Source organism: Evansella halocellulosilytica, assembly GCF_002335745.1.
In the GTDB taxonomy this organism is placed as follows: Bacteria; Bacillota; Bacilli; order Bacillales; family Salisediminibacteriaceae; genus Bacillus_CA; species Bacillus_CA halocellulosilytica.
The window spans coordinates 4,018,211-4,044,406 of sequence record NZ_NIST01000001.1 but is presented as its reverse complement, the minus strand read 5'-3'; the positions used below and the strand labels follow the sequence as shown (position 1 = coordinate 4,044,406).

Here is a 26,196-nt window from a genome sequence, read left to right as displayed (position 1 = left end):
CAATCAAGCCTTTTTCTATTGATCTATTTCTGCATAAATTTCCCTCCTGAGGAGATACTGAATCCTGTACATCAGTTCCTTAAGGGGGGACAACATTGACACGAAATAAAGTTGAGATTTGCGGTGTAGATACATCGAAGCTTCCAGTTTTAAAGAACAAAGAAATGCGAGTTCTGTTTGAACAAATGCAAGGTGGAGATGAAACTGCAAGAGAAAAGCTCGTGAATGGAAATTTACGTTTAGTTTTAAGTGTCATCCAACGGTTTAATAATCGTGGAGAGTACGTAGATGATCTGTTTCAAGTTGGCTGTATTGGGTTAATGAAGTCGATTGATAACTTTGATTTAAGTCAGAACGTTAAATTTTCGACATATGCTGTTCCGATGATCATAGGTGAAATTCGACGGTATTTACGTGATAATAACCCAATTCGCGTATCGAGATCTCTACGGGATATTGCTTACAAAGCTCTTCAAGTAAGAGACAACTTAATGAGCGAAAAAACTCGTGAAAGAGAGCCGACAGTACAAGAAATTGCAAAAGTGTTAGACGTTCCAAAAGAGGATATTGTTTTCGCATTAGATGCTATCCAAGATCCCGTGTCATTATTTGAGCCTATTTATAATGATGGCGGTGATCCAATTTATGTCGTTGATCAAATAAGTGATGATAAACAGAAAGATATTCAATGGATTGAAGAAATCGCTTTAAAGGAAGCGATGATCCGATTAAATGACAGAGAAAAGATGATTCTGGATATGCGCTTTTTCCAAGGAAAGACACAAATGGAGGTCGCAGATGAAATAGGAATATCACAAGCACAAGTGTCGCGTTTAGAAAAAGCAGCGATTCAGCAGATGAACAAACATGCAAAAGAATAAATAAGAATTATGTATATTTTTACTACATGGGCATGCGATTCAATATTGAATCACATGCCTTTTTCATGGTTATCAAGAAGGCAACATTCGTGTTTTCGATTCTAAGCTTTATTTTATTATCGTTCGTACCGGATCAAGTAATAAAAATCGTAACATCTTCATAATAAACAGATATATCAGTACATTCATGTGCATAAAATGTACGGAAGAGGAGGGGACGAGGATGTTAAAAATATCAGATATTCAATCAAAAGATATTGTTAACCTAGCTGATGGGCGTTTGTTAGGGCACATATCAGACTTAGATATTAACCTTGAAAACGGTCGTGTTGAAGCAATCATTCTAGGTGGTGGAAAAATGATGAATCTGTTTAGCAGGGAAGAAGAGATTATTATCCCTTGGAAGAATATAGTGAAAATTGGCTCAGATGTCATCTTAGTTCGCTATCAAGGGTCTGGTCATTTTCAAATGACTGCTGATGAACAAGAAAATTAGTAAAATGAACCGCAGTTATGGTTCATTTTTATTTAAATTAAGAAAGTATAAAATTTCAATGTCTAACCTCAAAGAGCGTTTACATCGACCTTTGTTGCAATTGAAGTGTGTGATAAAGTCAGCACAATAATTAGACTTCTGCAGTCCAAGCACCTTCCCACTGAGGAACAAGTGTTTCGTATGAATACCATTAACGTAGATAATGGAACTAATACATTCATTCAACTATATGGTAAATCGCGCCACTTTAACAAATCGTAGAAGAAGTGGATGGAAACTTGGACTGTTCTATAAATTTTCACAGACTTTTTCATAAAAAGATGTGATTTTATTCCCCTCTTTTTATGAAATCATTGCTTGATGCGACAAGATTCTTTATGATAAAGGGAGAATAATGTTTTAACATGTAAGTTGGAAGGAGTCGCTCAAGTGTCTGTTAAGAATCAATTAAATCAAGTTCGTGCTGCTATAGAAGAATCCTGCAGTAAAAGTAATCGAAATCCAGCTGAAATAAACATTGTAGCTGTAACGAAATATGTTTCTATAGAAAAGACAAAAGAAGCGTTAGAAGCTGGTGTAAAACATATTGGTGAAAATAGAACAGAAGAAGGTATGAAAAAGTGGGACGAGCTGGGGAAGCAAGGTATATGGCATTTCATCGGGAACCTCCAGACTCGCAAAGTGAAAGATATTATTCATGCTTTTGATTATATTCATTCACTAGATCGTGAGTCATTAGCTAAAGAAATCCAGAAACGTACATCAGAGGGAAGTAAAAAGAAATGTTTTGTGCAAGTAAATGTGTCTGGTGAGCAAACGAAATCTGGCTTATCTGTTGAAGAAACGATTCCTTTTATAAAAAGTTTACATAAGTATCCAGCTATAGAAGTTGTCGGTCTGATGACAATGGCTCCGTTTGTTGAAAATGCTGAAGAAGTTCGGCCATATTTTCGACAGCTTCGTCAATTAAAGGAAGAAATTGAACAAATGAACTTACATCACGCCCCATGCAGTCATTTATCAATGGGAATGTCAAATGACTATACAGTTGCAGTCGAAGAAGGGGCAACGTTTATCCGGATTGGATCATCGTTAGTAGGCACGAAAGAAATTTGATTCGAATAGAGGTGGAAACAAATGAGTATGAAAAGAAAATTCAAACGTTTTTTTGAGCTAGAGGATGAATATAGTGATGCAGAAGTTGCTGTAGATAACATGGATGAAATCGAACCAGTGCAAACGAAAAAAGAAACGCGTTTTGAAGACCATAAAAAAGATCAGAAAGGAAATATCGTTAGCCTTTCGAGTGTACAGAGTCAAGCTAAAGTCATATTAATTGAACCACACAGCTATGACGAAGTTCAGGAAATAGCTGATCATTTAAAAAACCGGAAAGCTACTGTCATTAACTTGCAGCGACTGCCGAGAGACCAAGCAAAACGAATAGTAGATTTTTTGAGCGGAACTGTTTATGCTATTGGTGGGGACATACAAAAACTAGGGATCAATATTTTTTTATGCACGCCTGATAATGTAGACGTAACAGGGAATATCTCAGAAATGATGCAAGAATACGAATAACCGTAAGGATGGTGAACAACATGCTACACACAATCGAAACATTTATACTTAATTTAATGATGATTTATTTAATCATGTGTGTGATCTATATTTTTATGTCATGGTTTCCAAACTCAAGAGAATCAGGCTTTGGAAAGTTCATAGGCAGAATGGTAGAACCTTATTTAGCACCTTTTCGTCAAATTATTCCTCCTTTAGGTATGATTGACATTTCTCCAATTGTTGCTATTTTTGCTTTGAATCTTGCGATGTCAGGCGTCCGGTTTTTATTCAGTATACTCGGATAAGGGGATTTATAAGAATCGGAGTGAAAAACATGAGTATTTATGATCACTTCAGAAAGGACGAGCATCCTTTCGTTGATCAAGTTATCGAGTGGAAGTTTATCGTAGAAGAACAATACCGGCCAAAACTGACCGACTTTTTAGACCCTCGGCAGCAAGCAATTGCAAAAACAATTATAGGAGAAAATGAAGAAGTAAAAATTTCCTTTTGGGGTGGTCATGATCAGTCAGAACGAACAAGAGCATTATTATTTCCTGCATATTACGTTCCAGATGCAAATGATTTTGAAATAAGAGTATTTTCCATTGATTATCCCCGGAAATTCATTACGATAGAACATCGGCAAATATTAGGTGCACTTATGAATATTGGTCTTATTCGAGAAAAATTTGGTGATATTTTGAATAATGACGGTGTCTATCAAGCAATTGTTGCGAATGAAGTGTCTGATTTTGTTCAATGGAACTTAACTTCAGTTGGAAAAACAAAGGTGAGTCTTAAAGAAATTGAGCAAAATGAAATCATTGAACCGAAAGAGCAAGTTGAGTTCAAAGACGTGACTGTCTCATCTTTAAGACTCGATACGATCATTTCTGAAGCGTATCACATGTCACGGTCAAAGGTGAAACCGTTGATTGAAGCAAGTCTGGTCAAAGTTAATTGGAAAACCGTAGAAGATCCTAGTTATCAGATTCAAGTTCAAGATGTATTGTCTGTTCGGGGAAAAGGCAGATGTATGATTAAAGCATCTGATGGACAAACGAAAAAGGGGAAGTGGAGACTAACGATCGGCTTTCCAAAATAAATAATTTTGTCAGAGAAGCAGGAACTCAAATAGACATTGTCGAAATACGTTTACATAAAGCTAGATACGTAGGGAGTACTAGGATAAAGTATTTGTATAAATTATGTTGGAGGTGGCTTACATATGCCGTTAACACCGCTTGATATTCATAACAAAGAATTTACGCGTGGGTTTCGCGGATACGATGAAGATGAAGTAAATGAGTTTTTAGACCAGGTTATAAAGGATTATGAAATCGTGATTCGTGAAAAAAAGGAGTTAACTGACCGGGTTCATGAATTAGAGGAAAAGCTAAAGCACTTCTCAAATATTGAGACAACTTTAAATAAATCAATTCTCGTAGCTCAAGAAACTGCAGAAGATGTCAAGAGAAATGCAGATAAAGAAGCCAAACTGATTATTAAAGAATCAGAAAAGAATGCTGATCGAATTGTCAACGAAGCATTATCAAAATCCAGAAAAATTGCACTAGAAATAGAAGAGTTGAAAAAGCAGTCTTCTGTATATCGTACTCGATTCAAAATGCTTTTAGAAGCACAATTAGAATTGTTAAATAATGATGATTGGGACCAGTTAAATAAAAATATTGAAGATGAAATTGAAACGAATGATCCTTACGATTCTTATGAAAATGTAAAAGGATAATCTTGACGCTTATTTCATTTATGTCATATACTTTTATATGTAATTTTATTTATACGTTTTAATTTATATTAATTGGTCAAAAATAATAATTATATGCCGACGTTGACAGGGAGAGTACTTTTTTCAGTTTGTCAAAGCGAGCCAGAGTTGGTGTGAGTCTGGTGCAAACGAAAAAAGGAAAATCACCCTCGAGTTACACACTGAAAATGTTCATGAGTAGGATGTGTCGGGTCATTTGCCGTTATCAAATGCTTTAAGTGAACAGCTGTTATGAATAGATTATCCGGTTGTTTATAAGGGTGGTACCGCGGGTTCCTTCTCGTCCCTTTTGTGGATGAGAAGGATTTTTATTTTTGATTGAATTTTATAATCGTAGACGTGAAGGAGGAGTATGCAATGGATTATAAAGATACACTGTTAATGCCAAAGACAGACTTTCCAATGCGAGGTAATTTACCAAATCGTGAACCGAAAATGCAACAAGAATGGAATGAACAAGATATTTATTCCAAAGTTCAAGAAAGGACGAAAGGACGTCCGATGTTCGTCCTTCATGATGGTCCTCCATATGCGAACGGTGATCTTCATATGGGGCATGCATTAAACAAAATCTTAAAAGACTTCATTGTTCGTTATAAATCAATGACAGGTTTTCACGCACCATATGTTCCTGGCTGGGATACTCATGGTCTGCCGATTGAAACGGCGCTTACAAAAAAGGGGAAAGTGAACAGGAAGAAATTAAGTATTGCTGAATTCCGTCAAAAGTGTGAAGAATATGCTTTACAGCAAATTGACAACCAAAGAGAACAATTTAAACGATTAGGAGTTAGAGGCGATTGGGATAACCCTTATATTACCCTTTCACATGAATATGAAGCACAACAAATTCGCGTATTCGGTGAAATGGCTAAGCGCGGCTACATTTATAAAGGGAAAAAACCAGTCTATTGGTCGCCTTCCTCCGAATCAGCTTTAGCTGAAGCTGAAATTGAATACCATGATAAACGCTCCCCTTCGATTTACGTCGCATTTGATGTGAAAGATGGGAAAGAGGTATTAGATGGCGATGAAAAGTTCGTTATTTGGACGACTACACCATGGACGATTCCTGCCAATTTAGCGATCACGCTTCATCCAGAATTGACGTACGCAACAGTTAAAGTGAATGATGCTAAATACATTGTTGCAGAAGGTTTATTAGAGCAGTTAGAAAGTGAACTCGATTGGTCAGGTTATGAAATTATTCGAACGAATAAAGGAGCACAATTAGAAAACATTGTGACGAAACACCCATTCTATGAACGGAAATCACTTATTATTTTAGGAGATCATGTAACATTAGACGCAGGTACAGGGTGTGTACACACAGCACCTGGTCATGGGGAAGATGACTACATTGTCGGCCAAAAGTATGGTTTAGATGTATTATGCCCTGTAAACGACAAAGGTGTGTTTACAGAAGAAGCTCCAATGTTTGAAGGTTTGTTCTACGATGCAGCAAATAAACCGATCACGGAAAAGTTAGACGAAGTAGGGGCATTACTTAAGTTAAACTTTATGACTCATTCGTATCCACATGATTGGAGAACGAAAAAACCAGTCATTTTCCGGGCTACTGCACAATGGTTTGCATCAATTAAAGATTTTAGAGAAAACTTATTAAATGAAATTAAAGCAGTAAACTGGCTGCCGAAGTGGGGAGAAACCCGATTGTATAACATGGTGCGTGATCGTGGTGACTGGTGTATTTCACGGCAACGTGCTTGGGGTGTTCCGATCCCAATCTTCTATGGTGAAGACGGTGAACCGATTATCTCGGATGAAACGATTGAGCATGTTTCAAGCTTATTCCGTGAACACGGATCAAACATTTGGTTTGAATGGGAGACGAAAGATCTTTTACCAGAAGGGTTTACGTCAGAACATAGTCCTAACGGAGAATTTACGAAAGAAATGGATATTATGGATGTATGGTTCGATTCTGGCTCCTCCCATCAGTCTGTATTAGAAGAGAGAGATGACCTTGTCCGACCGGCAGACCTTTACTTAGAAGGTTCAGATCAGTATCGAGGTTGGTTTAATTCTTCTTTATCTACTGCAGTTGCTGTGACAGGAAAAGCACCTTATAAAGGTATTTTAAGCCATGGATTTACATTGGATGGCGAAGGAAGAAAGATGAGTAAGTCTTTAGGGAATGTCATCATTCCTGATAAAGTGATGAAACAGCTTGGAGCGGATATTTTACGATTATGGGTTGCTTCTGTTGATTATCAAGCAGATGTTCGTGTATCAGATAATATTTTAAAGCAAGTAGCAGAAGTTTACCGTAAAATCCGGAACACATTCCGTTTCTTACTCGGTAATATTCATGACTTTAATCCAGAAACTGATGCAGTCGAATATGAAAACTTATCCGAACTTGACCAATACATGCTTGTGAAATTAAACAATCTTGTTACCGAAGTGAAAAGTGGCTATGAAGAGTACCAATTTGCTTCAGTATATAATAAAGTACACAACTTCTGTACAATAGAATTAAGTTCGTTTTATATGGATATTGCCAAAGATACACTTTATATTCAGCATGCAGATGACAAAGACCGACGAGCGATTCAAACAGTCATGTATGAAACGTTAGTGACGCTAACGAAACTGACTGCACCCATTTTAGCTCATACGACTGATGAGGTATGGACGCATATTCCAAACGTAACATCCGAAAGTGTCCAGCTTACGGATATGCCGGAAGTCAAAACATTTGAGGGAACCGAAGAGTTAGAAAGTAAATGGGATCGTTTTATGGTTCTTCGTGATGATGTATTAAAAGCACTTGAAGAAGCGAGAAATGAAAAAGAAATTAAGAAAAGTCTTCAAGCACAAGTACATTTATATGCAGATGGAGAAGATTATCATTTGTTAAAGGGCATCTCGAATCTTAACAAACTGTTCATTACTTCAGCTGCATCTCTTTCCGGAGAAATGAAGGATGCTCCATCTGAAGCAAAACGATATGAAGAAATGAGCGTCTATATAGATTTTGCAGAAGGTGATAAGTGTGAGCGCTGCTGGATCATCACACCGTCGCTTGGTAAAAACGAAAATCACCCTCATCTATGTGAAAGCTGTACAGATATTGTCGTTAACCATTACGAATAATTGATAGGGGGCTGTCTCTAAAGTGTTTATTATAATACTGTTGAGACAGCCTTATTTACGTTGATCATGTCATCTTCGTAATATGTAGTCGAGATAGTTAAAGGACGAAATAAATTGTCTGGAATGGCCGGCTGTGCTAAAATGCATAGGGACACAATTGTTTTTGAAATGGAGGAAACAAGGTGGTTTATTACCTTATAGCAATCGTTATTATCATTCTTGATCAATGGACAAAATGGTTAGTGGATAAAAATATGGAGCTTAGAGAAAGCATTCCGATTATTGACGGGGTCTTACATTTAACATCACACCGAAATGCTGGTGCTGCATTTGGGATGATGCAAGGGCAAATGTGGCTGTTTTTTATTGCTACGATTATCGTCGTTGCTGTTGTCATCTATCTTATCCAATTTAAAACGAACAACAGCAAATGGTTCGGTACATTATTAGGGCTCGTTTTAGGAGGAGCAATTGGTAATTTTATTGACCGTATGTTTCGTGGCGAAGTCGTAGACTTTATAGACGTATACATTTTTACATATAACTTCCCAATTTTTAATGTGGCCGATATGGCGCTCGTTACTGGAGTTATTATGTGGGTTATTCACGCTTTTAAAGAAGAAAAAAAAGCAAAGGAAGTCAAAAGTTAATGAATGAATTTACAATAAAAGCAGAATCATCAGGGGTTCGTATCGACAAATTTATATCAGACCAGTTTCCACAATGGTCGAGATCACTCATCCAACAGTGGATTCGTGACGGTCATATCGTTGTGAACGACAAGAGAACGAAAAGTAATTATAAGGTGACGGTAGATGATGAAATTCATATAACTGAACCAGAACCTGAACCATTAGACATTAAAGCGGAAGAAATGGATTTACAGATCGTATATGAAGATGATGATGTCATCGTTGTCAATAAACAACGCGGAATGGTTGTACATCCTGCACCTGGACATTACGAAGGGACGCTCGTGAATGGATTAATGGCTCATTGTCATGACCTTTCAGGTATTAATGGTGTGATGCGTCCAGGGATTGTCCACCGAATCGATAAAGATACTTCAGGATTACTAATGGTTGCAAAAAATGATTTAGCCCATGAGTCATTAGTGAATCAATTAAAAAATAAAGAGACGAAACGACGTTATTTAGCGATCGTTACAGGAGTCATTTCACATGAAACCGGAACGGTAGATGCTCCGATCGGACGTGATGAAAAAGATCGTCAAAGTATGACAGTGACAGAGAAAAACAGTAAAGATGCAGTCACTCATTTTCATGTTATTGAGAGATTCAAAAACCATACACTTGTTGCGTGTGATCTAGAAACAGGCAGAACACATCAAATTCGGGTGCATATGAAATATATCGGATTTCCGATCGTTGGTGACCCTAAATACGGTCCCCGAAAAAAACAGCATTTACCGATAGAAGGACAAGCTTTGCATGCAGAAACAATTGGCTTTAAGCATCCGAGAACGAATGAGCAATTAACATTCCATGCACCATTGCCAAATGATATGGAAGCGTGTTTATCAGAGCTTCGCAAAAATTAACATTGACTTTTGGATAGGAAAATGACACAATATGATAAGAATCGCATAACGGACACCTTTAATATCAGTCCCGTGAGGCTGAGAAGGGATCAAACTTCATTCAGGTGAAGTCTATCAATTTTTGGATACCCCTCTCATCATAACGGTGAGAGGTTTTTTTGATCCAAGGGTCCTCACATAAAAAGGGGGAATGTTTATGTCAAAAGCAATACTGGACGATCAAGCTGTTAGACGGGCTTTAACACGAATTGCTCACGAAATTATTGAAAGAAATAAAGGGATTGACGACCTTATTCTTGTAGGAATCAAAACGAGAGGAATTTATATTGCTCGCCGTCTTGCTGAAAAGATTGAACAAATTGAAGGCGAAATAGTGGCTGTAGGGGACATCGATATTACACTTTACCGTGATGACCTTACGACAAAAACGAAAGATGAAGAACCAGAATTAAAAGGCACTCATATTCGTACTGATATAAATGATAAAAAAGTCATCCTTGTAGATGATGTATTATATACTGGACGAACTGTCCGAGCAGCGTTAGATGCGTTAATAGATTTAGGAAGACCTTCACAAATTCAGCTAGCTGTCTTAATCGACCGCGGTCATCGTGAACTTCCAATCAGACCAGACTTTATCGGTAAGAATGTTCCAACTTCAAAATCTGAAGTTGTAGAAGCAAGATTAAGTGAAGTTGATCAAGTAGATGAAGTCATTATTAAGCAAAAAACCTCCCTTTAAACCAGTCCCGTGAGGCTGACAAGGGGTATACTCCTCTCCTGCATGACGTTTCGTGCAGGCTTGTGACGATACCTCTTTGTACAGCAAAGAGGTTTTTTGTCGGTCTAAATTACTGCTCGTTTATGTAGGTTGAATAGGCTTCGGAAGATGGAAATCGTTCCCAAACCTATAACTGGTAGTAATAGCAGACCTGGACGGGTGCCAAACACCGTTCTGTTAGCGAAAAAAAGAGGAGGAAAGACGATGAATAATAAAACTGTTGAAATTAATGAAGTACCGAGGTTAGATAAATGGATCGTTCTTAGTATCCAGCATCTTTTTGCAATGTTTGGTGCAACGATTCTCGTTCCAATGCTCGTAGGGTTAAGTCCTGCTGTCGCATTAGTATCAAGCGGTCTTGGAACACTTGCATATTTAGTTATAACGAGAGGGCAAATTCCGGCGTATTTAGGATCTTCTTTTGCATTTATTATGCCGATTATTGCTGCGATTTCAACTGGTGGTCCAGAAGGGGCGATGATCGGAAGTTTCTTTGCCGGGCTTGTATATGGAATCGTAGCTCTGATCATTAAAGCAACAGGTGTGAACTGGTTAATGGCACTTTTACCGCCGATTGTCGTTGGCCCTGTCATCATGGTCATTGGCTTAGGGTTAGCCGGAGTAGCCATTGACATGGCAATGAATGATGCCGAAGGGTACTATAACGGAGCATATTTTAGTGTTGCACTTATTACATTGTTTATTACGATTATTGCCTCTATCTTCTTTAAAGGATTTTTCGGACTTATCCCAATATTAATTGGAATTGTTGGCGGTTATATTACTGCGGTTTTTCAAGGGTTAGTAGACTTTTCTCCCGTACGAGAAGCAAACTGGATACAAACACCTGAATTTATCGTACCTTATGTCACATACACACCATCGTTTTCTTGGGAAATTCTATTCATCATGGTTCCCGTAGCACTCGTAACGTTGTCAGAGCATATCGGTGATCAGATGGTGTTAAGTAAAATTGTTAAAAGAAACTTTGTCAAAAAACCAGGTTTACACCGTTCAATATTGGGCGATGGAATTGCGACAATCATTAGCTCCTTCATAGGTGGACCGCCAAATACGACTTATGGTGAAAACATCGGTGTCGTTGCTTTAACAAGAGTGTTTAGTGTATTCGTTATCGGTGGTGCGGCTATCATTGCAGTAGCATTCGGTTTTATTGGAAAATTTTCAGCTCTCATTACGACGATCCCTTCACCGGTTATGGGAGGAGTATCGATCCTTCTATTCGGGATTATTGCATCGAACGGTTTAAGAATGCTTATCGATAACAATGTGGACATCGGGAAAAAAAGAAATTTAATTATTTCTTCCGTAATCCTCGTTATTGGTATCGGAGGAGCGCTTATCCAAGTGAAAGATAACGTTGAAGTTGCCGGAATGGCACTTGCAGCAATCATTGGTATTATTTTGAACTTCCTATTACCTGGCCGTGAAAAGGTAAAAGATACAGATGCAATGTTTGATGTAGAAAAGAGTGAGCAAGCGAGTAATAAAAGCGCAGTATAAATTTCATACATCCTTTAATGAAGTCCAGAGAGGCTTGCAAGGGTGATTCAGAGAGTCACAATGATGACTCTTCTCTTTTGTGGTATGTACAAAAGAGTTAGTGAGCACCCGTGTATGTAAGCCGGGTGCTCTTTTTTTGGGATCAATGCACGCGATAATGAAATAACAATGATTGGTTGGTGATCAAAATGGTTCAGTTCACAACATTAAATGAAATATCAAATGAAACGATTATGCAATTGCTTAAGAGAGCAGAACGAGGGATCGACATGCTGTCTATGTCGGGGAGTAAAAGATTTACCGTTGCAAATCTATTTTATGAGCCGAGTACGAGGACAAAATCGAGCTTTGAAATGGCACAAAAAGAATTAAATATTCATTCATTGCATTTCGATGTTACCTCTTCAAGTGTACAAAAAGGGGAATCTTTATATGACACAGTGAAAACACTTGAAGCGATAGGCTGCGATGCACTCGTGATTAGGCATCCATTAAAAGCTTTTTATAAAGAGCTCCAGGATGTGAACATTCCGATCATAAACGGTGGGGATGGAGCTGGTGATCACCCTACACAATCTTTATTAGACTTATTAACGATCTACCAGGAATTTAAAACGTTTAAAGATATTCATGTCGTGATCTCCGGAGATATCCGCCATAGCAGGGTAGCGAGAACGAATGCAGCAATATTAAGAAGACTTGGAGCGAACGTCTCATTTTCTGGTCCTGACGAATGGATGGATTATGACATCACTTATTCAAACGTTGTACCAGTCGATCAAGCTGTGAAAGCGGCAGATGTCATGATGCTATTGCGCATTCAAACAGAACGTCATGGTCAAAATGGATTCATCGATCAAGAAAATTACCACCACCTATACGGTTTAACGATAGAACGTGAGCAGCAAATGAAAGATCATTCGATTATTATGCATCCAGCACCTGTGAACAGAAATGTAGAAATTGCAAGTGAATTAGTCGAATGCTCTCGGTCACGAATTTTTAAGCAGATGACAAATGGTGTGAAGGTAAGAAAAGCTGTACTTGAACACGTTTTAAAAACGAAAGGGGAAGTCAAGTATGAAAACATTGTATAAAAATGGTAAATCCATTACAGAAAGTGGAGAAATGAACAGCATCTATCTCGTTATTGATGAAGAGACGAAAAAAATCACTCAAGTAGGTGAGCATAATCCATCAGTGGATTACGATCGTACAGTTGATTTGAATGGAAAGCTTGTCTTACCAGGTTTTGTTGATGTTCACGTTCACTTAAGAGAACCGGGTGGTGAAGCGAAAGAAACGATTGAAACAGGAACGCTAGCAGCTGCACGTGGGGGATTTACAACGATTGCGGCAATGCCAAACACTCGCCCAGTACCTGATACGAAAGAGCACCTCGCACAAATCTATGATGCTATGAAAACGAAAGGTCACGTTCGTGTGCTGCCATACGCGGCGATTACAGAGCGACAACTAGGTGAAACGATTACGAATATGGAGGAGCTAGCAGCAAAAGGTGCATTTGCGTTTACTGATGATGGTGTTGGTGTACAAGAGGCTGGAAAAATGTATGAAGCGATGCAGCAAGCTGCACAAGTTGGTAAATCGATTGTCGCACACTGTGAGGACAATTCACTTTTGTATGGCGGTGCTGTTCATAAGGGAAGATTCTCTGAAAAAAGTGGCATTCGGGGAATTCTTTCCGTCTCTGAATCAGTGCACATCGCTCGAGATGTTCTACTAGCTGAAGCTACCGGAGCTCACTATCATGTGTGTCACGTAAGCACGAAAGAATCGGTCAGAGTGATAAGAGATGCGAAAAGAGCAGGCATCCATGTGACGGCTGAAGTTACTCCTCATCATTTATTATTATGTGATGATGATATCCCTGGAAACGATGCGAACTATAAAATGAATCCACCATTAAGAAGTCAAGAGGATCGACAAGCCCTTATTGATGGACTTTTAGATGGAACGATTGATTTTATTGCAACAGATCATGCACCTCATACAGCAGAGGAGAAGTCATTACCAATGGAGGAATCTCCTTTTGGCATCGTCGGATTAGAAATCGCCTTTCCTCTTCTTTATACGAAGTTTGTAAAAACGAATATATTCAGCTTATCACAGTTAATTAACTGGTTGACAAAAGCACCCGCTGACGTTTTCCGTTTACCATATGGAAGGTTAACAGAAGGGTCTTCAGCTGATTTTACAATTGTTGATTTACATCATGAACAAAGAGTAGAAGCTGATCAGCTTTTATCTAAAGGAAAAAACACACCATTCATTGGGGAAACGTTAATAGGATGGCCGACAGCAACTGTATATGAAGGACATGTGGCTTGGCAGGAAGAGGAGGAATTGTAATATGAAACGGATGCTTATTTTAGAAAATGGAGAAGTATTTTACGGGAAAGCGTTAGGCAGTCAAAAAGAGCAAACAGGAGAAGTTGTCTTTAATACGAGTATGACTGGATATCAGGAAATCATGTCGGACCCTTCCTATTGTGATCAAATCATAACAATGACATATCCGTTGATTGGGAACTACGGGATTAATCGTGATGATTTTGAAAGTATTATTCCAAATATTAAAGGAATGATTGTGAAAGAAGCAGCCGACATTCCAAGTCATTTTCGTTCGCGCCTGTCGTTAGACGAATGGTTAAAACAACATGATATCCCTGGAATACAACGTATTGATACGAGAAGGCTAACGAAGTTAATTAGAGAAACTGGAACGTTAAAAGGGAAAATTTGCAGCGGAGAAGTGAATATTGAGCAAGTCGTCAAAGAATTACAAAATACACATTTTCGAACTGACCAAGTGTCAAGAGTGTCAACAAAAAGTGAGTTTATTAATCCAGGAACGAAAGAACGTGTCGTCTTAATTGATTTTGGAGCAAAAAAAGGCATTATAAAAGATTTAGTGGCAAAAGGATATGAAGTGATCGTCGTTCCATATAACACGACTGCAGATAAAATTTTATCGATGGCTCCTGATAGTGTCGTTCTAAGTAATGGCCCTGGAGATCCAACAGATGTACCAGATGCGATAACGACAGTACGAAATCTCCTCGGTCATGTGCCAATTTTCGGCATTTGTTTAGGACATCAGCTGTTAGCTTTAGCATGCGGTGCGAAAACAGGAAAAATGAAATTTGGGCATCGCGGCGCCAACCATCCTGTAAAAGATTTAAGGACTGGACAAATAACGATGTCTTCACAAAATCACGGTTACACGGTCATTGCGGAATCGGTGAAAGATACACCGCTAGAAATTACTCATATCAATGTCAATGACGGCACAGTCGAAGGATTAAAACATAAAGATCTACTTGCATTTAGTGTACAGTACCATCCTGAAGCATCTCCTGGGCCGGAAGATGCGAAAGGGTTATTTAATGAGTTGCAATCGATGATGGACGAGAAGAAAGGGGAAACAGCATATGCCTAAACGTACAGATATTCATAAAATCCTAGTTATCGGATCTGGTCCGATTGTCATTGGTCAAGCAGCAGAATTTGATTATGCAGGTACACAAGCTTGTCAAGCATTAATGGATGAAGGATATGAAGTCGTTCTTATCAATTCAAACCCAGCGACGATTATGACCGATGAAACGACAGCACATAAAGTTTTTATTGAGCCATTGACATTAGAGTTCGTCAGTCGGATCATCCGCCAGGAACGTCCGGATGGATTGTTAGCCACTTTAGGTGGTCAAACTGGTTTGAATTTAGCAGTAGAACTTTCTGAATCAGGTATTTTAAAGGATTATGATGTAGAGCTGTTAGGAACAAAGCTAGCAGCAATTGAACAAGCAGAAGATCGTGAGCTGTTCCGTTCTTTAATGAATGAATTAAATGAACCCGTTCCCCCAAGTGAGATCGTTCATACATTTGAAGAAGCTAGACAATTTGCAAACCGGATTGGTTATCCTGTCATCATTCGTCCTGCTTATACGCTTGGTGGAACCGGTGGCGGAATTGCAAACAATGAAAAGGAACTAAAGGTGTTCACAGATAGTGGAATAAGTAATAGCCCTGTCAATCAATGCTTAATTGAAAAAAGCATTGCCGGTTTTAAAGAAATTGAGTATGAAGTGATGCGTGATAGCAATGACCAGGCGATTGTCGTTTGTAATATGGAAAATATCGATCCTGTCGGCATTCATACAGGTGATTCAATCGTCGTAGCACCGAGTCAAACATTAACGGACCGTGAATATCAAATTTTAAGAAACTCATCTTTAAAAATTATTCGTGCTCTCGGAATTGAAGGGGGCTGTAACGTTCAATGTGCCCTTGATCCATACAGTGAGAATTATTACATCATTGAGGTGAATCCGCGTGTAAGCCGGTCATCTGCCCTTGCTTCGAAAGCGACTGGCTATCCAATCGCAAAACTATCAGCAAAAATAGCGGTCGGCTATCATTTGGATGAATGTATAAACCCAATTACGAAAACAACCTATGCCAGCTTTGAGCCTGCACTAGACTATGTCGTTACGAAAATACCACGTTGGCCATTTGATAAGTTTGATTCTGCAAACCGTAAGCTTGGAACGCAAATGAAAGCAACTGGTGAAGTAATGGCGATCGGCCGCAACATTAGTGAATCCCTTCTTAAAGCAATCCGCTCGACTGAAGTAGGATTCGATCATTTGCAAGTGAAAGATGATACGTTGAACCATGAAGAACTAAGAAAACGTCTTGTCACCGCAGATGATGAACGGATTCTCCTTGTTGCACAAGCTTTTCGCCTAGGATACGATATTGAAGAATTGTATGCGATGACGAAAATCGACCGTTTCTTTCTCTATGAAATTGAGCGTATCGTGAAGCTCGAAGGTTTGCTGCAAAACAAGCGTTGGAATGAAGAGAACGTCCGAGATGCAAAAGAAAGAGGCTTTTCCGATCGGGCAATTGCAACTTTGCTCAATACTTCTGAACGTGAAGTCGAGCAGTACCGCCAAGAGCATCACATTCAGCCAGTTTTTAAAATGGTTGATACGTGTGCTGCTGAATTCCAATCTGAAACACCTTATTATTACAGCAGCTATGAGTTTGAAAATGAGTCGGTTGTAACGAAGAGGCCATCTATTCTAGTCTTAGGATCTGGTCCGATTCGGATTGGCCAAGGTATAGAATTTGATTATGCGACTGTGCATACCGTCCAAGCGATTCAGGAAGCTGGCTATGAAGCGATTATTATAAACAACAATCCTGAAACGGTTTCTACAGACTTTGAAGTATCAGATAAGTTATATTTTGAACCTCTTACGACAGAAGATGTCATGAACGTTGTTAACCACGAAAAACCTGAAGGTGTCATCGTTCAGTTTGGAGGTCAAACAGCATTAAATTTAGCGTCGTCATTAGAAGAGCGAGGCGTGAAAATAATCGGAACGTCGTTAGAAAATATGGACAGTGCAGAAGATCGAGATAAATTTGAACAAACGTTACTTCAGCTAGACATTCCTCAACCCGAAGGAAAAACAGCGACATCTGTTACAGAAGCAGTCGAAATTGCAAATGGAATTGGGTATCCGGTACTCGTTAGACCGTCTTATGTTCTTGGCGGACGTGCAATGGAAATCGTTTATAACGAATATGATTTATTAAAATATATGGATCGTGCAGTTAAGGTAAATGAAAAGCATCCAGTCTTAATTGATCGTTACTTAACTGGAAAAGAAATAGAAGTCGATGCAATCTCCGATGGGGAGACGGTTGTTATACCTGGGATTATGGAACATATCGAACGAGCAGGAGTTCATTCCGGCGATTCGATAGCTGTATATCCGACACAAAATATTTCTAAGAAATTAAAGGAACAAATAATTGATTATACAATCAGACTAGCAAGAGGATTTGAAATCATCGGTTTATTAAACATCCAGTTTGTCATTCATAAAAATGAACTGTATGTATTAGAAGTGAACCCTAGATCAAGTAGAACAGTTCCATTTTTGAGTAAGATCACCGGTATTAATATGGCGAATGTTGCGACGAAGACGATATTAGGAACGCCATTAAATGAGTTAGGGTATAAAACAGGGTGTTTACGAGAGCCTGACCTTGTCTCAGTCAAAGTACCTGTATTTTCTTTTGCAAAACTTCGCAGTGTCGATATTACACTTGGACCTGAAATGAAATCAACAGGGGAAGTGATGGGAAGAGACTACACGCTTGAAAAAGCACTATTTAAAGGATTAGTAGCATCAGGAATGAACATACCAACTCATGGTTCTGTCTTATTTACTATTGCTGATAAAGATAAAGAGGAAGCAATGAGACTCGCTCGCCGCTTCCATCGAATCGGGTATCAATTACTAGCGACAGAAGGAACGGCAACGAGATTACAAGCAGAAAATATTCCTGTAACGGTCGTCTCAAAAGTTGGTGGGAAAGCTCCAGACATGCTTCAAGTCATTGAAGAAGGCAGGGCACAATTTATAATTAATACGTTGACGAAAGGAAAGCAGCCTGCAAGAGACGGCTTCAGAATTCGCCGGGAAGCAGTGGAACACGGTGTCGTCTGTATGACATCGATGGATACAGCCGAAGCATTATTACGTGTCATCGAGATGATTACATTTTCCGCAGAAGCAATCGGAAATCATAACGGGTCGAAACGTGGGGTGACGGTTTGAAAACTGAAAATATGACTATCGTCAACCAAGATGAGCTTGCACCTAATATATATAAAATCGAAATAAAAGGTACTCTTACGAAAGAAATGACTGAAGCTGGACAATTCGTACATCTCCGTATTGAAAACTCATTAGAACATACTTTACGACGACCGATTAGTATTTGTGATGTCGATATGATGAATGAAACGTTTTCGATGATTTACAGAATTGAAGGAAAAGGAACAGCTAGATTAAAAGATAAATGTTCTGGAAGTAAAGTGAATGTACTTGGCCCGTTAGGGCATGGGTTCCCAACAGAACAAATTCAGCAAGGCGATAATTGTTTACTCGTAGGAGGAGGAGTTGGGATCCCTCCCCTCTACTACTTAGCAAAAAAGCTTGTAGAAAAAGGGGCTAAAGTAATGACGATTCTAGGGTTTAGGAAAGAAAAAGATATTTTTCTAGAATCAGAGTTTGAGAAGCTTGGAGATCTATACATTACGACAGAAGATGGTTCAAAAGGAATAAAAGGGTTTGTCACTCATGCAATGGATGAGGTGAACGGGAATTATCAAACATTTTACAGCTGTGGTCCTCGTCCGATGTTACGGGCGGTTGAAAAGAAAGCAAATACTGAAGGATACGTGTCTTTAGAGGAACGAATGGGATGCGGAGTTGGAGCTTGTTTAGCATGTGTATGTGATGTACATGAAGATGCTATTAGTGATCTTAAACGAACCTATCGGAAAGTCTGCAGTGATGGACCAGTATTTAAAACAGGGGAGGTCATTGTATGAATCGTTTACAAGTAGAATTGCCAGGGCTTACAATGAAAAATCCTGTTATGCCTGCTTCAGGATGCTTCGGATTCGGTCAAGAGTATAGTCAATTTTATAACTTGAATGAATTAGGGGCTATTTGTGTTAAAGCCGTTACCGTGGAAAGTAGAACTGGAAATCCGACTCCTAGAGTAGCAGAGACGAGTAGTGGAATGCTAAATGCGATCGGGTTACAGAATCCTGGTTTAGATCACGTTATCGCCAATGAATTGCCATGGCTAGAACAATATGACACTCCTGTAATTGTGAATATTGCAGGAAATACACCAGAAGATTACATGACAGTTGCTGAAAAAGTGTCAGAAGTTCGAAATGTTCATGCACTAGAGTTAAATATTTCTTGCCCGAATGTGAAAGAAGGTGGACTTACGTTTGGTACGAATCCAGATTTAGCAGCAGACGTAACGGAAAAAGTAAAGTCTGTTTCACAAGTACCTGTTTATGTGAAATTATCACCAAATGTGACAGACATTGTGCAAATGGCAAAATCAGTACAAACAGCAGGTGCTGACGGGTTAAGTATGATAAACACATTGCTTGGCATGAGAATTGACGTGCATTCTGCTTCTCCTGTCATTGCGAATAAAACTGGTGGACTGTCAGGAGCAGCGATCAAACCTGTCGCAATTCGAATGATCCATGAAGTAAGTCAGCACGTGAACATTCCAATCATCGGAATGGGTGGAATTCATGAAGTGGATGATATTCTGGAATTTATGATGGCTGGTGCATCAGCTGTTGCCATTGGTACCGCAAACTTTGTTGATCCTTATGTATGCCCTTCATTAATCGGACAGTTAGAGAAGCGGATGGAGGAGCTAGAGATTGATCAACTTTCATCAATCATCGGGAGGAGCTGGAAAACTTGCAAAGTAACCCATTAATTATTGCATTAGATTTTGCAGATAAAAAAGACGTGGATTCTTTTTTGAACCGTTTTGATGATGAGAAATTATTTGTAAAAGTAGGAATGGAACTATTTTATCGTGAAGGTCCATCTCTCGTTTATTCGCTGAAAGAGATGGGGCACCACGTATTTCTCGATTTAAAACTTCATGATATTCCTCATACAGTCAAACGAGCGATGACACAATTAGCGAAACTAGAAGTAGACTTAGTGAACGTTCACGCAATGGGCGGTGTGGCGATGATGGAAGCAGCTGCTGAAGGACTTGACATAGGCACACAGAGTGGACAAAAAACGATGTGTATTGCTGTTACCCAACTTACGAGTACGTCAGAAGAAGTGATGAAAAACGAACAAGGGATAACAGGTTCATTACCAGACCACGTGCTTCATTTGTGTAAACAAGTAAGAAAAGCAAAGTTAGACGGAGTCGTCTGCTCTGCATTGGAAGTCCCGATGATTCAAGCAGCAGTTGGTTCACCTTTATATACTGTAACACCTGGAATTCGAAGAATCAGTGACCGTAACAATGATCAGCATCGTGTCGTCACACCTCAACAAGCAAGGGAATACGGAAGCGATGCGATTGTTGTAGGAAGGGGAGTCACGAGAGCGGAAGATCCGTTAACTGCTTATAAATTGTACGAAACAGAATGGAGGGAATTTATCTATGACAGAGAAAATTGCTAATCTGCTATTAAATATTAAAGCTATTACATTAAGTCCAAATTCACCATATACGTGGAGCTCAGGTTTGAAATCACCTATTTATTGTGATAATCGACTTGTTATCTCACACCCCGAAGAAAGAGAACAAGTTATTCATGCATTTGTTCAAATTATTAAAGAAAAATATAGCGGTGTGGAAATCATAGCTGGTACTTCAACAGCAGGAATTCCTCACGCAGCGTGGATTGCTGACCGACTAGGGTTGCCAATGGTTTACATTCGTTCGAAAGCGAAAGGTCACGGAAAAGAAAATTTAATTGAAGGTACTTTCAGTGAAGGAAATAGAGTACTCGTTATCGAAGATCTCATATCTACAGGAGGTTCTTCTCTACAAGCTGCTGAAGCAGTATCAAAAGCAGGGGGACAAGTTATAGGGGTATGTTCGATTTTTACATACGAGCTGCCAAAAGCGAAACAAGCATTTCAGGATGCGAAAATTTCGAATCATTCGTTAACAACATTTTCAATATTATTAAAGACAGCGTTAAAAAATGACGAAATATCACAAGAAGATTATTTTTTGCTTGAGAAATGGCGGCAAGATCCAGAAAGCTGGCTTACAAACTAAAACGAGGTGATTCATTTTGCGTAAAATGACTGGGGAGGAATTTGATGAAAAGGTAAAGTTTTTTGATCAAATGGCAATGTCTTCTTGGTTGTCGGCCATTCATGAACATTTCCTTGACCAATTGGGAACGTGGGAAGATAAGCAAGTGTTAGATGTTGGCTGCGGTACTGGAAGATTACTTATGAAAGGGACGACCAAATCGACCGACGTAGTTGGAATTGATTTATCTAAAAACATGATTAAACATGCTGAACAACTGTTTACTCGTTCAGTCAATCCACGTTCCTTTTCATTTCAAGTAGCCGATGCAGAAAAGCTTCCATTTCATGAACAATCATTTGACATCGTATGTTCAACGTGTGTTGTTTTTCTTATTCCTGACCCAGAAAAAGTCGTAAAAGAAATGTTCCGAGTTCTAAAGCCTAGCGGCTGTTTAGGATTAATAAACCCGAGCTCGAAACTAAATGTACGTGTAGCAGAGCAGTACGTTCAAATGTGGAACTTGCAAGATATTGAAGCAGATGCACTTATTCAATGGGGACGTATCTCAGAACGAAGGCATACGTTTCATATGAATGAATTCGAACAGCTACTTAAAAATTGTGGATTTAAAGACGTTGAACAGTTTACATATTTGGAAGATCTCTCACTCATAACAATTGCCCAAAAATAAATTTATTTGTTTCCTGACCCCGTGGTAACATGGTGTTGATATGTCATCATCCATCTACATAGGATTGAAGGCTCGTATATTTAAAATCTTTCATATAAAATAACAATATGAGTAAAATGATGAAGGAGAAATAAACACGGTCATAAATAATTATTAAAATCACTTTATCATAAGAGTAGATCTTTTAAAATAAGGATGATTCGGGAGAATTATAGAGAAACTTTGGTAAAAAGTAGTATATACCTAGCGAAATAGGCATAATCAGTTGAATATAACAGTAAATCATACAAATAGGGGATAGATAAATATTTCGGAAACCGATATATTATTACTATTCCCTTTCTTTTCTATTTAAATGTCTGAATTTTTTCATTTGGGCTAATTTAGTGTCTTTTCTATCTATGGGAAATTCAATCGCAAAAGAACGATTAGGAGGTGACCCGATTGAATACGTTTAAGCGTTTAAAAGAGTTTTACTGGCCATTTAAAAAGTACTTTATTTTATCGATTCTCTTTTTACTCGCCGTAACAGGTATCACGGTTGTGTATCCTGTTATTTTACAAATTACGATTGACCACATTATCTTAGGTGAAAACTATGAGCTCGTTCCATATGTTTCGATAGGATTCCTGCTCTTAATGGGTCTGAAAGGGGTAGCTACTTACTTCCATCAGTACTTAGGAGATTTATTTGGAATAAGATCGGTATATGAGCTGCGGAATGCATTATATCGAAAACTTCAATTTTTACCATTTCGATATTATGATAACGCACGAACGGGGGACCTCATGTCACGCTTGACAGCTGATGTAGAGGGATTCCGTTTCTTTTTGTCTTTTGGCTTTGCTCAATTAATCAATTTAATCATGCTCGTCGGTTTGAGTATGGGAATTATGCTATATTACAGCCCGTCATTAGCTGTTGTGACGTTAATTTCTATGCCGTTTTTAATTGTTACAGTGAAGCGTTTTGACAAAAAAGTACATCCTGCTTTCACTAGTATTCGAAAGTCACTTGCAAGTATGACAACGAAAGTACAAGAAAACATTAGCGGAATGAATACTGTTAAGTCGTTATCAAAAGAAGATTTTGAAATTGGAAGGTTTGACGATAAAAATACTGATTACAAGGACAAATATATTTACACGTCTAATATATGGGCGCGCTATTTTCCTATTATGGAATTAATCGGACAAATATGTGTTGTCGCTTTACTTGGCTATGGAGGCTGGCTCGTTATTAATAACCAGCTAGCTCCAGGTGTTCTCGTTGCCTTCTTTAGTTTAATTTGGTATATTATCGGCCCTTTAATGAATTTAGGGTTTATCATTAACACGTTTTCACAGTCAAAAGCTTCAGGGGAACGTTTGTTACAAGTTTTAGATGAAAAAGAAGATATTTTTGACAACCCAAATGCGATAGTAAAAGAGCGTTTGGACGGTCATGTCCAATTTAATCATGTCACTCACTACTATGACAGCGAAGATGAATGTGCTTTAAATAACATCACTTTCGATGCTCCTCCTGGAAAAACGATCGGCCTTATCGGTGCTACCGGTTCTGGTAAAACGTCCATTACTCAGTTAATATCACGATTTTATGAGCCAAATCGAGGAGAAGTATTAATTGACGGCCGCTCAATCCAAGATTATACATTAAAATCCATTCGAAAGAATATTGGGGTCGTGCTCCAAGAATCTTTCCTATTTTCTTCGACAATAAAAGATAATATTTCTTATGGTAATCCTGATGCAACGGAAGAACAAATTATTGATGCTGCAAAAAGGGCTCAAGCGCATGATTTTATTATGAACTTACCAGATGGTTATGACACGATATTAGGGGAAAGAGGAATGGGATTGTCTGGTGGACAAAAGCAGCGAATTGCGATTGCGAGATCAATTTGTATTGATCCGAGTATCTTGATTCTTGATGATGCAACAAGTGCAGTTGACATGGAGACGGAAGGAAAAATCCAGCAAGCATTTCAGGAAGTGATGAAAGGGAGAACAACATTTATCATTGCTCACAGGATTTCTTCGTTAATGCATGCCGATGAAATACTTGTCTTGGACAATGGCGAGATTGTCGAACGAGGGACACATGATGAATTATTGTTATTAAAAGACGGACATTATCGACATATTTATGATATTCAATTTAAAGACCGACATGCTGTTTTACAGGAAGCGAAGTAACGGGGGTGAGCGAAAGTGCCAGATAATGAAATGAAAACGAATGATACGAGGATTAATAAACGGTTTCATTACTCTACCGACCAAGCGATCGAAAAGCCTTTTAACTGGAAACAAATGTTGCGCTTGTTGACTTATATGAAACCGTATGCTAAAACGATCTTACCAATTGCAATATTCGGCATGATCTTATCTACAGCAGTTAGATTGTTAGCTCCAGTTTTAATCGGTAGTTATGCTTTAGACAACATTATTGACCATCGTGACTTGAACTTTTTATGGATCATGGTCGGGATTATTGCCGTGATGTACTTAATTGCATGGATAGGAAATGTGTTGAGGATTAAATACATGAACAAAGTAGGTCAATATATTATATTTGACTTAAGAAAAAGCTTGTTCGATCATATTCAGCGGCTTTCACACCGTTTTTTCGATCAACGTTCAGCAGGGTCAATTTTAGTTCGAATTACAAATGATGTGAACTCTTTACAAGATTTATTTACAAACGGGGTTATCAATTTATTAATGGATCTGCTTATGCTGTTTGGGATTATTTTCATTCTCTTTATGATTAGTCCTGAATTGACTTTAGCGATTATGATTGTTTTACCGCTCATGTTCTTCATCTCAACGAAACTGCGAAGAAATATCCGTAGAGCATGGCAAGATGTCAGGATCAAACAATCGATGATAAATTCTCACTTAAATGAGAGCATTCAAGGAATCCGTGTAACACAATCATTTACACAAGAAAAAGAGAACATCGGATTTTTTCGAAATATGAATAAACACAATTACGAAGCATGGAGAAATGCAACACAAAAGAACGCACTCTTTCGCCCATTTGTAGAGATGAGTAGTGCAGTTGGAGTCGCTGTACTATTATGGTTTGGCGTTTATTTAATCCAGGCTGATGGTGGGATTACAATTGGTCAGTTTTTTGCGTTTTCACTTTACTTAGGGATGTTCTGGGAGCCGATTTCAAGGCTTGGGCAAGTATACAATCAGTTACTCGTCGGTATGGCATCATCAGAACGAATATTTGAATTTTTAGATGAACAACCTTCTGTTCCTGAAAGTGACAAAGCAATAGAGCTCGGTGACATTAAAGGTGAAATTAAGTTTGAAAATGTTGAATTTGCCTATGATGAAGATCGTAAAGCGTTAAAGGGGATTAATTTAATGATGGAGCCAGGGCAAACTGTTGCACTCGTTGGACATACGGGAAGCGGAAAGACGACGATTGTCAACTTGATCAGCCGATTTTATGATCCTACAAAAGGTCGGGTATTAATTGATGGACATGACTTAAGAGACATAGCTTTAAATAGCCTTCGGCATAAAGTGAGTATCGTCCTGCAAGATACGTTTATTTTCTCTGGGTCAATAAAAGATAATATTCGCTTCGGACGCCCTGGTGCAACAGATGAAGAAGTGATTGAAGCAGCAAAAACAGTCGGAGCACATCCATTTATTTCAAATTTAAAAAATGGTTACGACACTGAAGTTGAAGAACGCGGAAACGTCTTATCTGTTGGTGAGAGACAGTTAATATCGTTTGCACGCTGTTTGTTAGCAGATCCTCAAATCTTAATATTAGATGAGGCAACAGCATCCATAGATACGGAGACAGAGCAATTGATACAAAAAGCATTAAGGAGACTACTACACGGACGAACTGCGATTATGATTGCTCACCGTCTGTCAACGATTCGAGAAGCGGATAATATCTTTGTGCTTGAACAAGGAAACATCATTGAACATGGAAATCATGAAGAACTAATGAACCAAAAGGGTGAATATTACGGATTAGTAAAAGCACAATTCAAAGTATTAAATACAGGATAATGAGTGAATGATGAAGAAAAAGAGGTTACCTATGTTTGAACTGTCCTTGTCAAATAGGCAAGGACAGT

The 26,196-nt window shown here is 38.5% G+C and carries 23 protein-coding genes and 1 other annotated feature; all 23 genes read left to right on the top strand.

The window, feature by feature from the left end:
• Positions 1-95 precede the first annotated feature (95 nt).
• The 23 genes from sigG to CD001_RS19080 all read left to right on the top strand — a co-directional run bounded on the left by sigG (position 96) and on the right by CD001_RS19080 (position 26,128).
• Positions 96-881 (top strand): RNA polymerase sporulation sigma factor SigG, encoded by a 786-nt coding sequence (sigG, locus tag CD001_RS19190; protein ID WP_096189209.1) that lies wholly within the window; start codon positions 96-98, stop codon positions 879-881.
• A 223-nt stretch (positions 882-1,104) separates the two neighbouring features.
• A complete protein-coding gene (locus CD001_RS19185) occupies positions 1,105-1,377 on the top strand; it encodes a YlmC/YmxH family sporulation protein (protein WP_096189208.1) in 273 nt (90 codons plus the stop codon).
• 429 nt (positions 1,378-1,806) lie between these two features.
• Positions 1,807-2,493, top strand: coding sequence for a YggS family pyridoxal phosphate-dependent enzyme (locus CD001_RS19180; protein ID WP_096189207.1), 687 nt, complete (start codon positions 1,807-1,809; stop codon positions 2,491-2,493).
• Between the two features lie 21 nt (positions 2,494-2,514).
• Positions 2,515-2,958: a cell division protein SepF gene (locus CD001_RS19175; protein WP_096189206.1), complete on the top strand. Its 444-nt coding sequence runs from the start codon at positions 2,515-2,517 to the stop codon at positions 2,956-2,958.
• 20 nt (positions 2,959-2,978) lie between these two features.
• Positions 2,979-3,245, top strand: a complete 267-nt coding sequence (locus tag CD001_RS19170; RefSeq protein WP_096189205.1) for a YggT family protein — start codon at positions 2,979-2,981, stop codon at positions 3,243-3,245.
• A gap of 29 nt (positions 3,246-3,274) precedes the next feature.
• Complete coding sequence (locus CD001_RS19165; RefSeq protein WP_096189204.1) at positions 3,275-4,048, top strand: YlmH family RNA-binding protein; 774 nt, start codon at positions 3,275-3,277, stop codon at positions 4,046-4,048.
• Between the two features lie 123 nt (positions 4,049-4,171).
• Positions 4,172-4,693 (top strand): DivIVA domain-containing protein, encoded by a 522-nt coding sequence (locus CD001_RS19160; protein ID WP_096189203.1) that lies wholly within the window; start codon positions 4,172-4,174, stop codon positions 4,691-4,693.
• Positions 4,694-4,786: 93 nt separating this feature from the next.
• Positions 4,787-5,023, top strand: a binding site (T-box leader).
• A 66-nt stretch (positions 5,024-5,089) separates the two neighbouring features.
• Complete coding sequence (ileS, locus tag CD001_RS19155; protein ID WP_096189202.1) at positions 5,090-7,852, top strand: isoleucine--tRNA ligase; 2,763 nt, start codon at positions 5,090-5,092, stop codon at positions 7,850-7,852.
• A gap of 182 nt (positions 7,853-8,034) precedes the next feature.
• A complete protein-coding gene (gene lspA / locus CD001_RS19150; protein WP_096189201.1) occupies positions 8,035-8,502 on the top strand; it encodes a signal peptidase II in 468 nt (155 codons plus the stop codon).
• The gene (locus tag CD001_RS19145) at positions 8,502-9,413 is read left to right on the top strand and encodes an RluA family pseudouridine synthase (RefSeq protein ID WP_096189200.1); all 912 of its coding nucleotides are present in this window, start codon (positions 8,502-8,504) and stop codon (positions 9,411-9,413) included. Before lspA ends, CD001_RS19145 begins: the two co-directional genes overlap by 1 nt.
• A 196-nt stretch (positions 9,414-9,609) precedes the next feature.
• Entirely contained in the window at positions 9,610-10,155 is a 546-nt protein-coding gene (pyrR, locus tag CD001_RS19140) for a bifunctional pyr operon transcriptional regulator/uracil phosphoribosyltransferase PyrR (protein WP_096189199.1), read from the top strand.
• A 243-nt stretch (positions 10,156-10,398) separates the two neighbouring features.
• Complete coding sequence (gene uraA, locus CD001_RS19135) at positions 10,399-11,718, top strand: uracil permease (protein ID WP_096189198.1); 1,320 nt, start codon at positions 10,399-10,401, stop codon at positions 11,716-11,718.
• 188 nt (positions 11,719-11,906) lie between these two features.
• Positions 11,907-12,815 carry an aspartate carbamoyltransferase catalytic subunit gene (locus CD001_RS19130; RefSeq protein ID WP_096189197.1) on the top strand — a complete coding sequence of 303 codons (909 nt, stop codon included), beginning with the start codon at positions 11,907-11,909 and terminating at the stop codon, positions 12,813-12,815.
• Entirely contained in the window at positions 12,799-14,091 is a 1,293-nt protein-coding gene (locus tag CD001_RS19125; RefSeq protein WP_096189196.1) for a dihydroorotase, read from the top strand. Before CD001_RS19130 ends, CD001_RS19125 begins: the two co-directional genes overlap by 17 nt.
• Before the next feature lies 1 nt (position 14,092).
• Positions 14,093-15,181, top strand: coding sequence for a carbamoyl phosphate synthase small subunit (locus CD001_RS19120; protein ID WP_096189195.1), 1,089 nt, complete (start codon positions 14,093-14,095; stop codon positions 15,179-15,181).
• Positions 15,174-18,383 (top strand): carbamoyl-phosphate synthase large subunit, encoded by a 3,210-nt coding sequence (gene carB, locus CD001_RS19115; protein ID WP_096189194.1) that lies wholly within the window; start codon positions 15,174-15,176, stop codon positions 18,381-18,383. Before CD001_RS19120 ends, carB begins: the two co-directional genes overlap by 8 nt.
• Positions 18,384-18,394: 11 nt before the next feature.
• On the top strand, positions 18,395-19,162 hold the full coding sequence (locus CD001_RS19110) for a dihydroorotate dehydrogenase electron transfer subunit (protein WP_096190683.1): 768 nt from the start codon (positions 18,395-18,397) through the stop codon (positions 19,160-19,162).
• Positions 19,159-20,088 (top strand): dihydroorotate dehydrogenase, encoded by a 930-nt coding sequence (locus CD001_RS19105; protein WP_096189193.1) that lies wholly within the window; start codon positions 19,159-19,161, stop codon positions 20,086-20,088. Before CD001_RS19110 ends, CD001_RS19105 begins: the two co-directional genes overlap by 4 nt.
• Positions 20,070-20,801: an orotidine-5'-phosphate decarboxylase gene (pyrF, locus tag CD001_RS19100; protein ID WP_096189192.1), complete on the top strand. Its 732-nt coding sequence runs from the start codon at positions 20,070-20,072 to the stop codon at positions 20,799-20,801. Before CD001_RS19105 ends, pyrF begins: the two co-directional genes overlap by 19 nt.
• The gene (gene pyrE, locus CD001_RS19095; protein WP_096189191.1) at positions 20,782-21,408 is read left to right on the top strand and encodes an orotate phosphoribosyltransferase; all 627 of its coding nucleotides are present in this window, start codon (positions 20,782-20,784) and stop codon (positions 21,406-21,408) included. Before pyrF ends, pyrE begins: the two co-directional genes overlap by 20 nt.
• A gap of 25 nt (positions 21,409-21,433) precedes the next feature.
• A complete protein-coding gene (locus tag CD001_RS19090; RefSeq protein WP_257009996.1) occupies positions 21,434-22,081 on the top strand; it encodes a class I SAM-dependent methyltransferase in 648 nt (215 codons plus the stop codon).
• Positions 22,082-22,525: 444 nt separating this feature from the next.
• Entirely contained in the window at positions 22,526-24,280 is a 1,755-nt protein-coding gene (locus CD001_RS19085; protein ID WP_096189189.1) for an ABC transporter ATP-binding protein, read from the top strand.
• A gap of 30 nt (positions 24,281-24,310) precedes the next feature.
• A complete protein-coding gene (locus tag CD001_RS19080; protein WP_096190682.1) occupies positions 24,311-26,128 on the top strand; it encodes an ABC transporter ATP-binding protein in 1,818 nt (605 codons plus the stop codon).
• Positions 26,129-26,196: the final 68 nt, after the last annotated feature.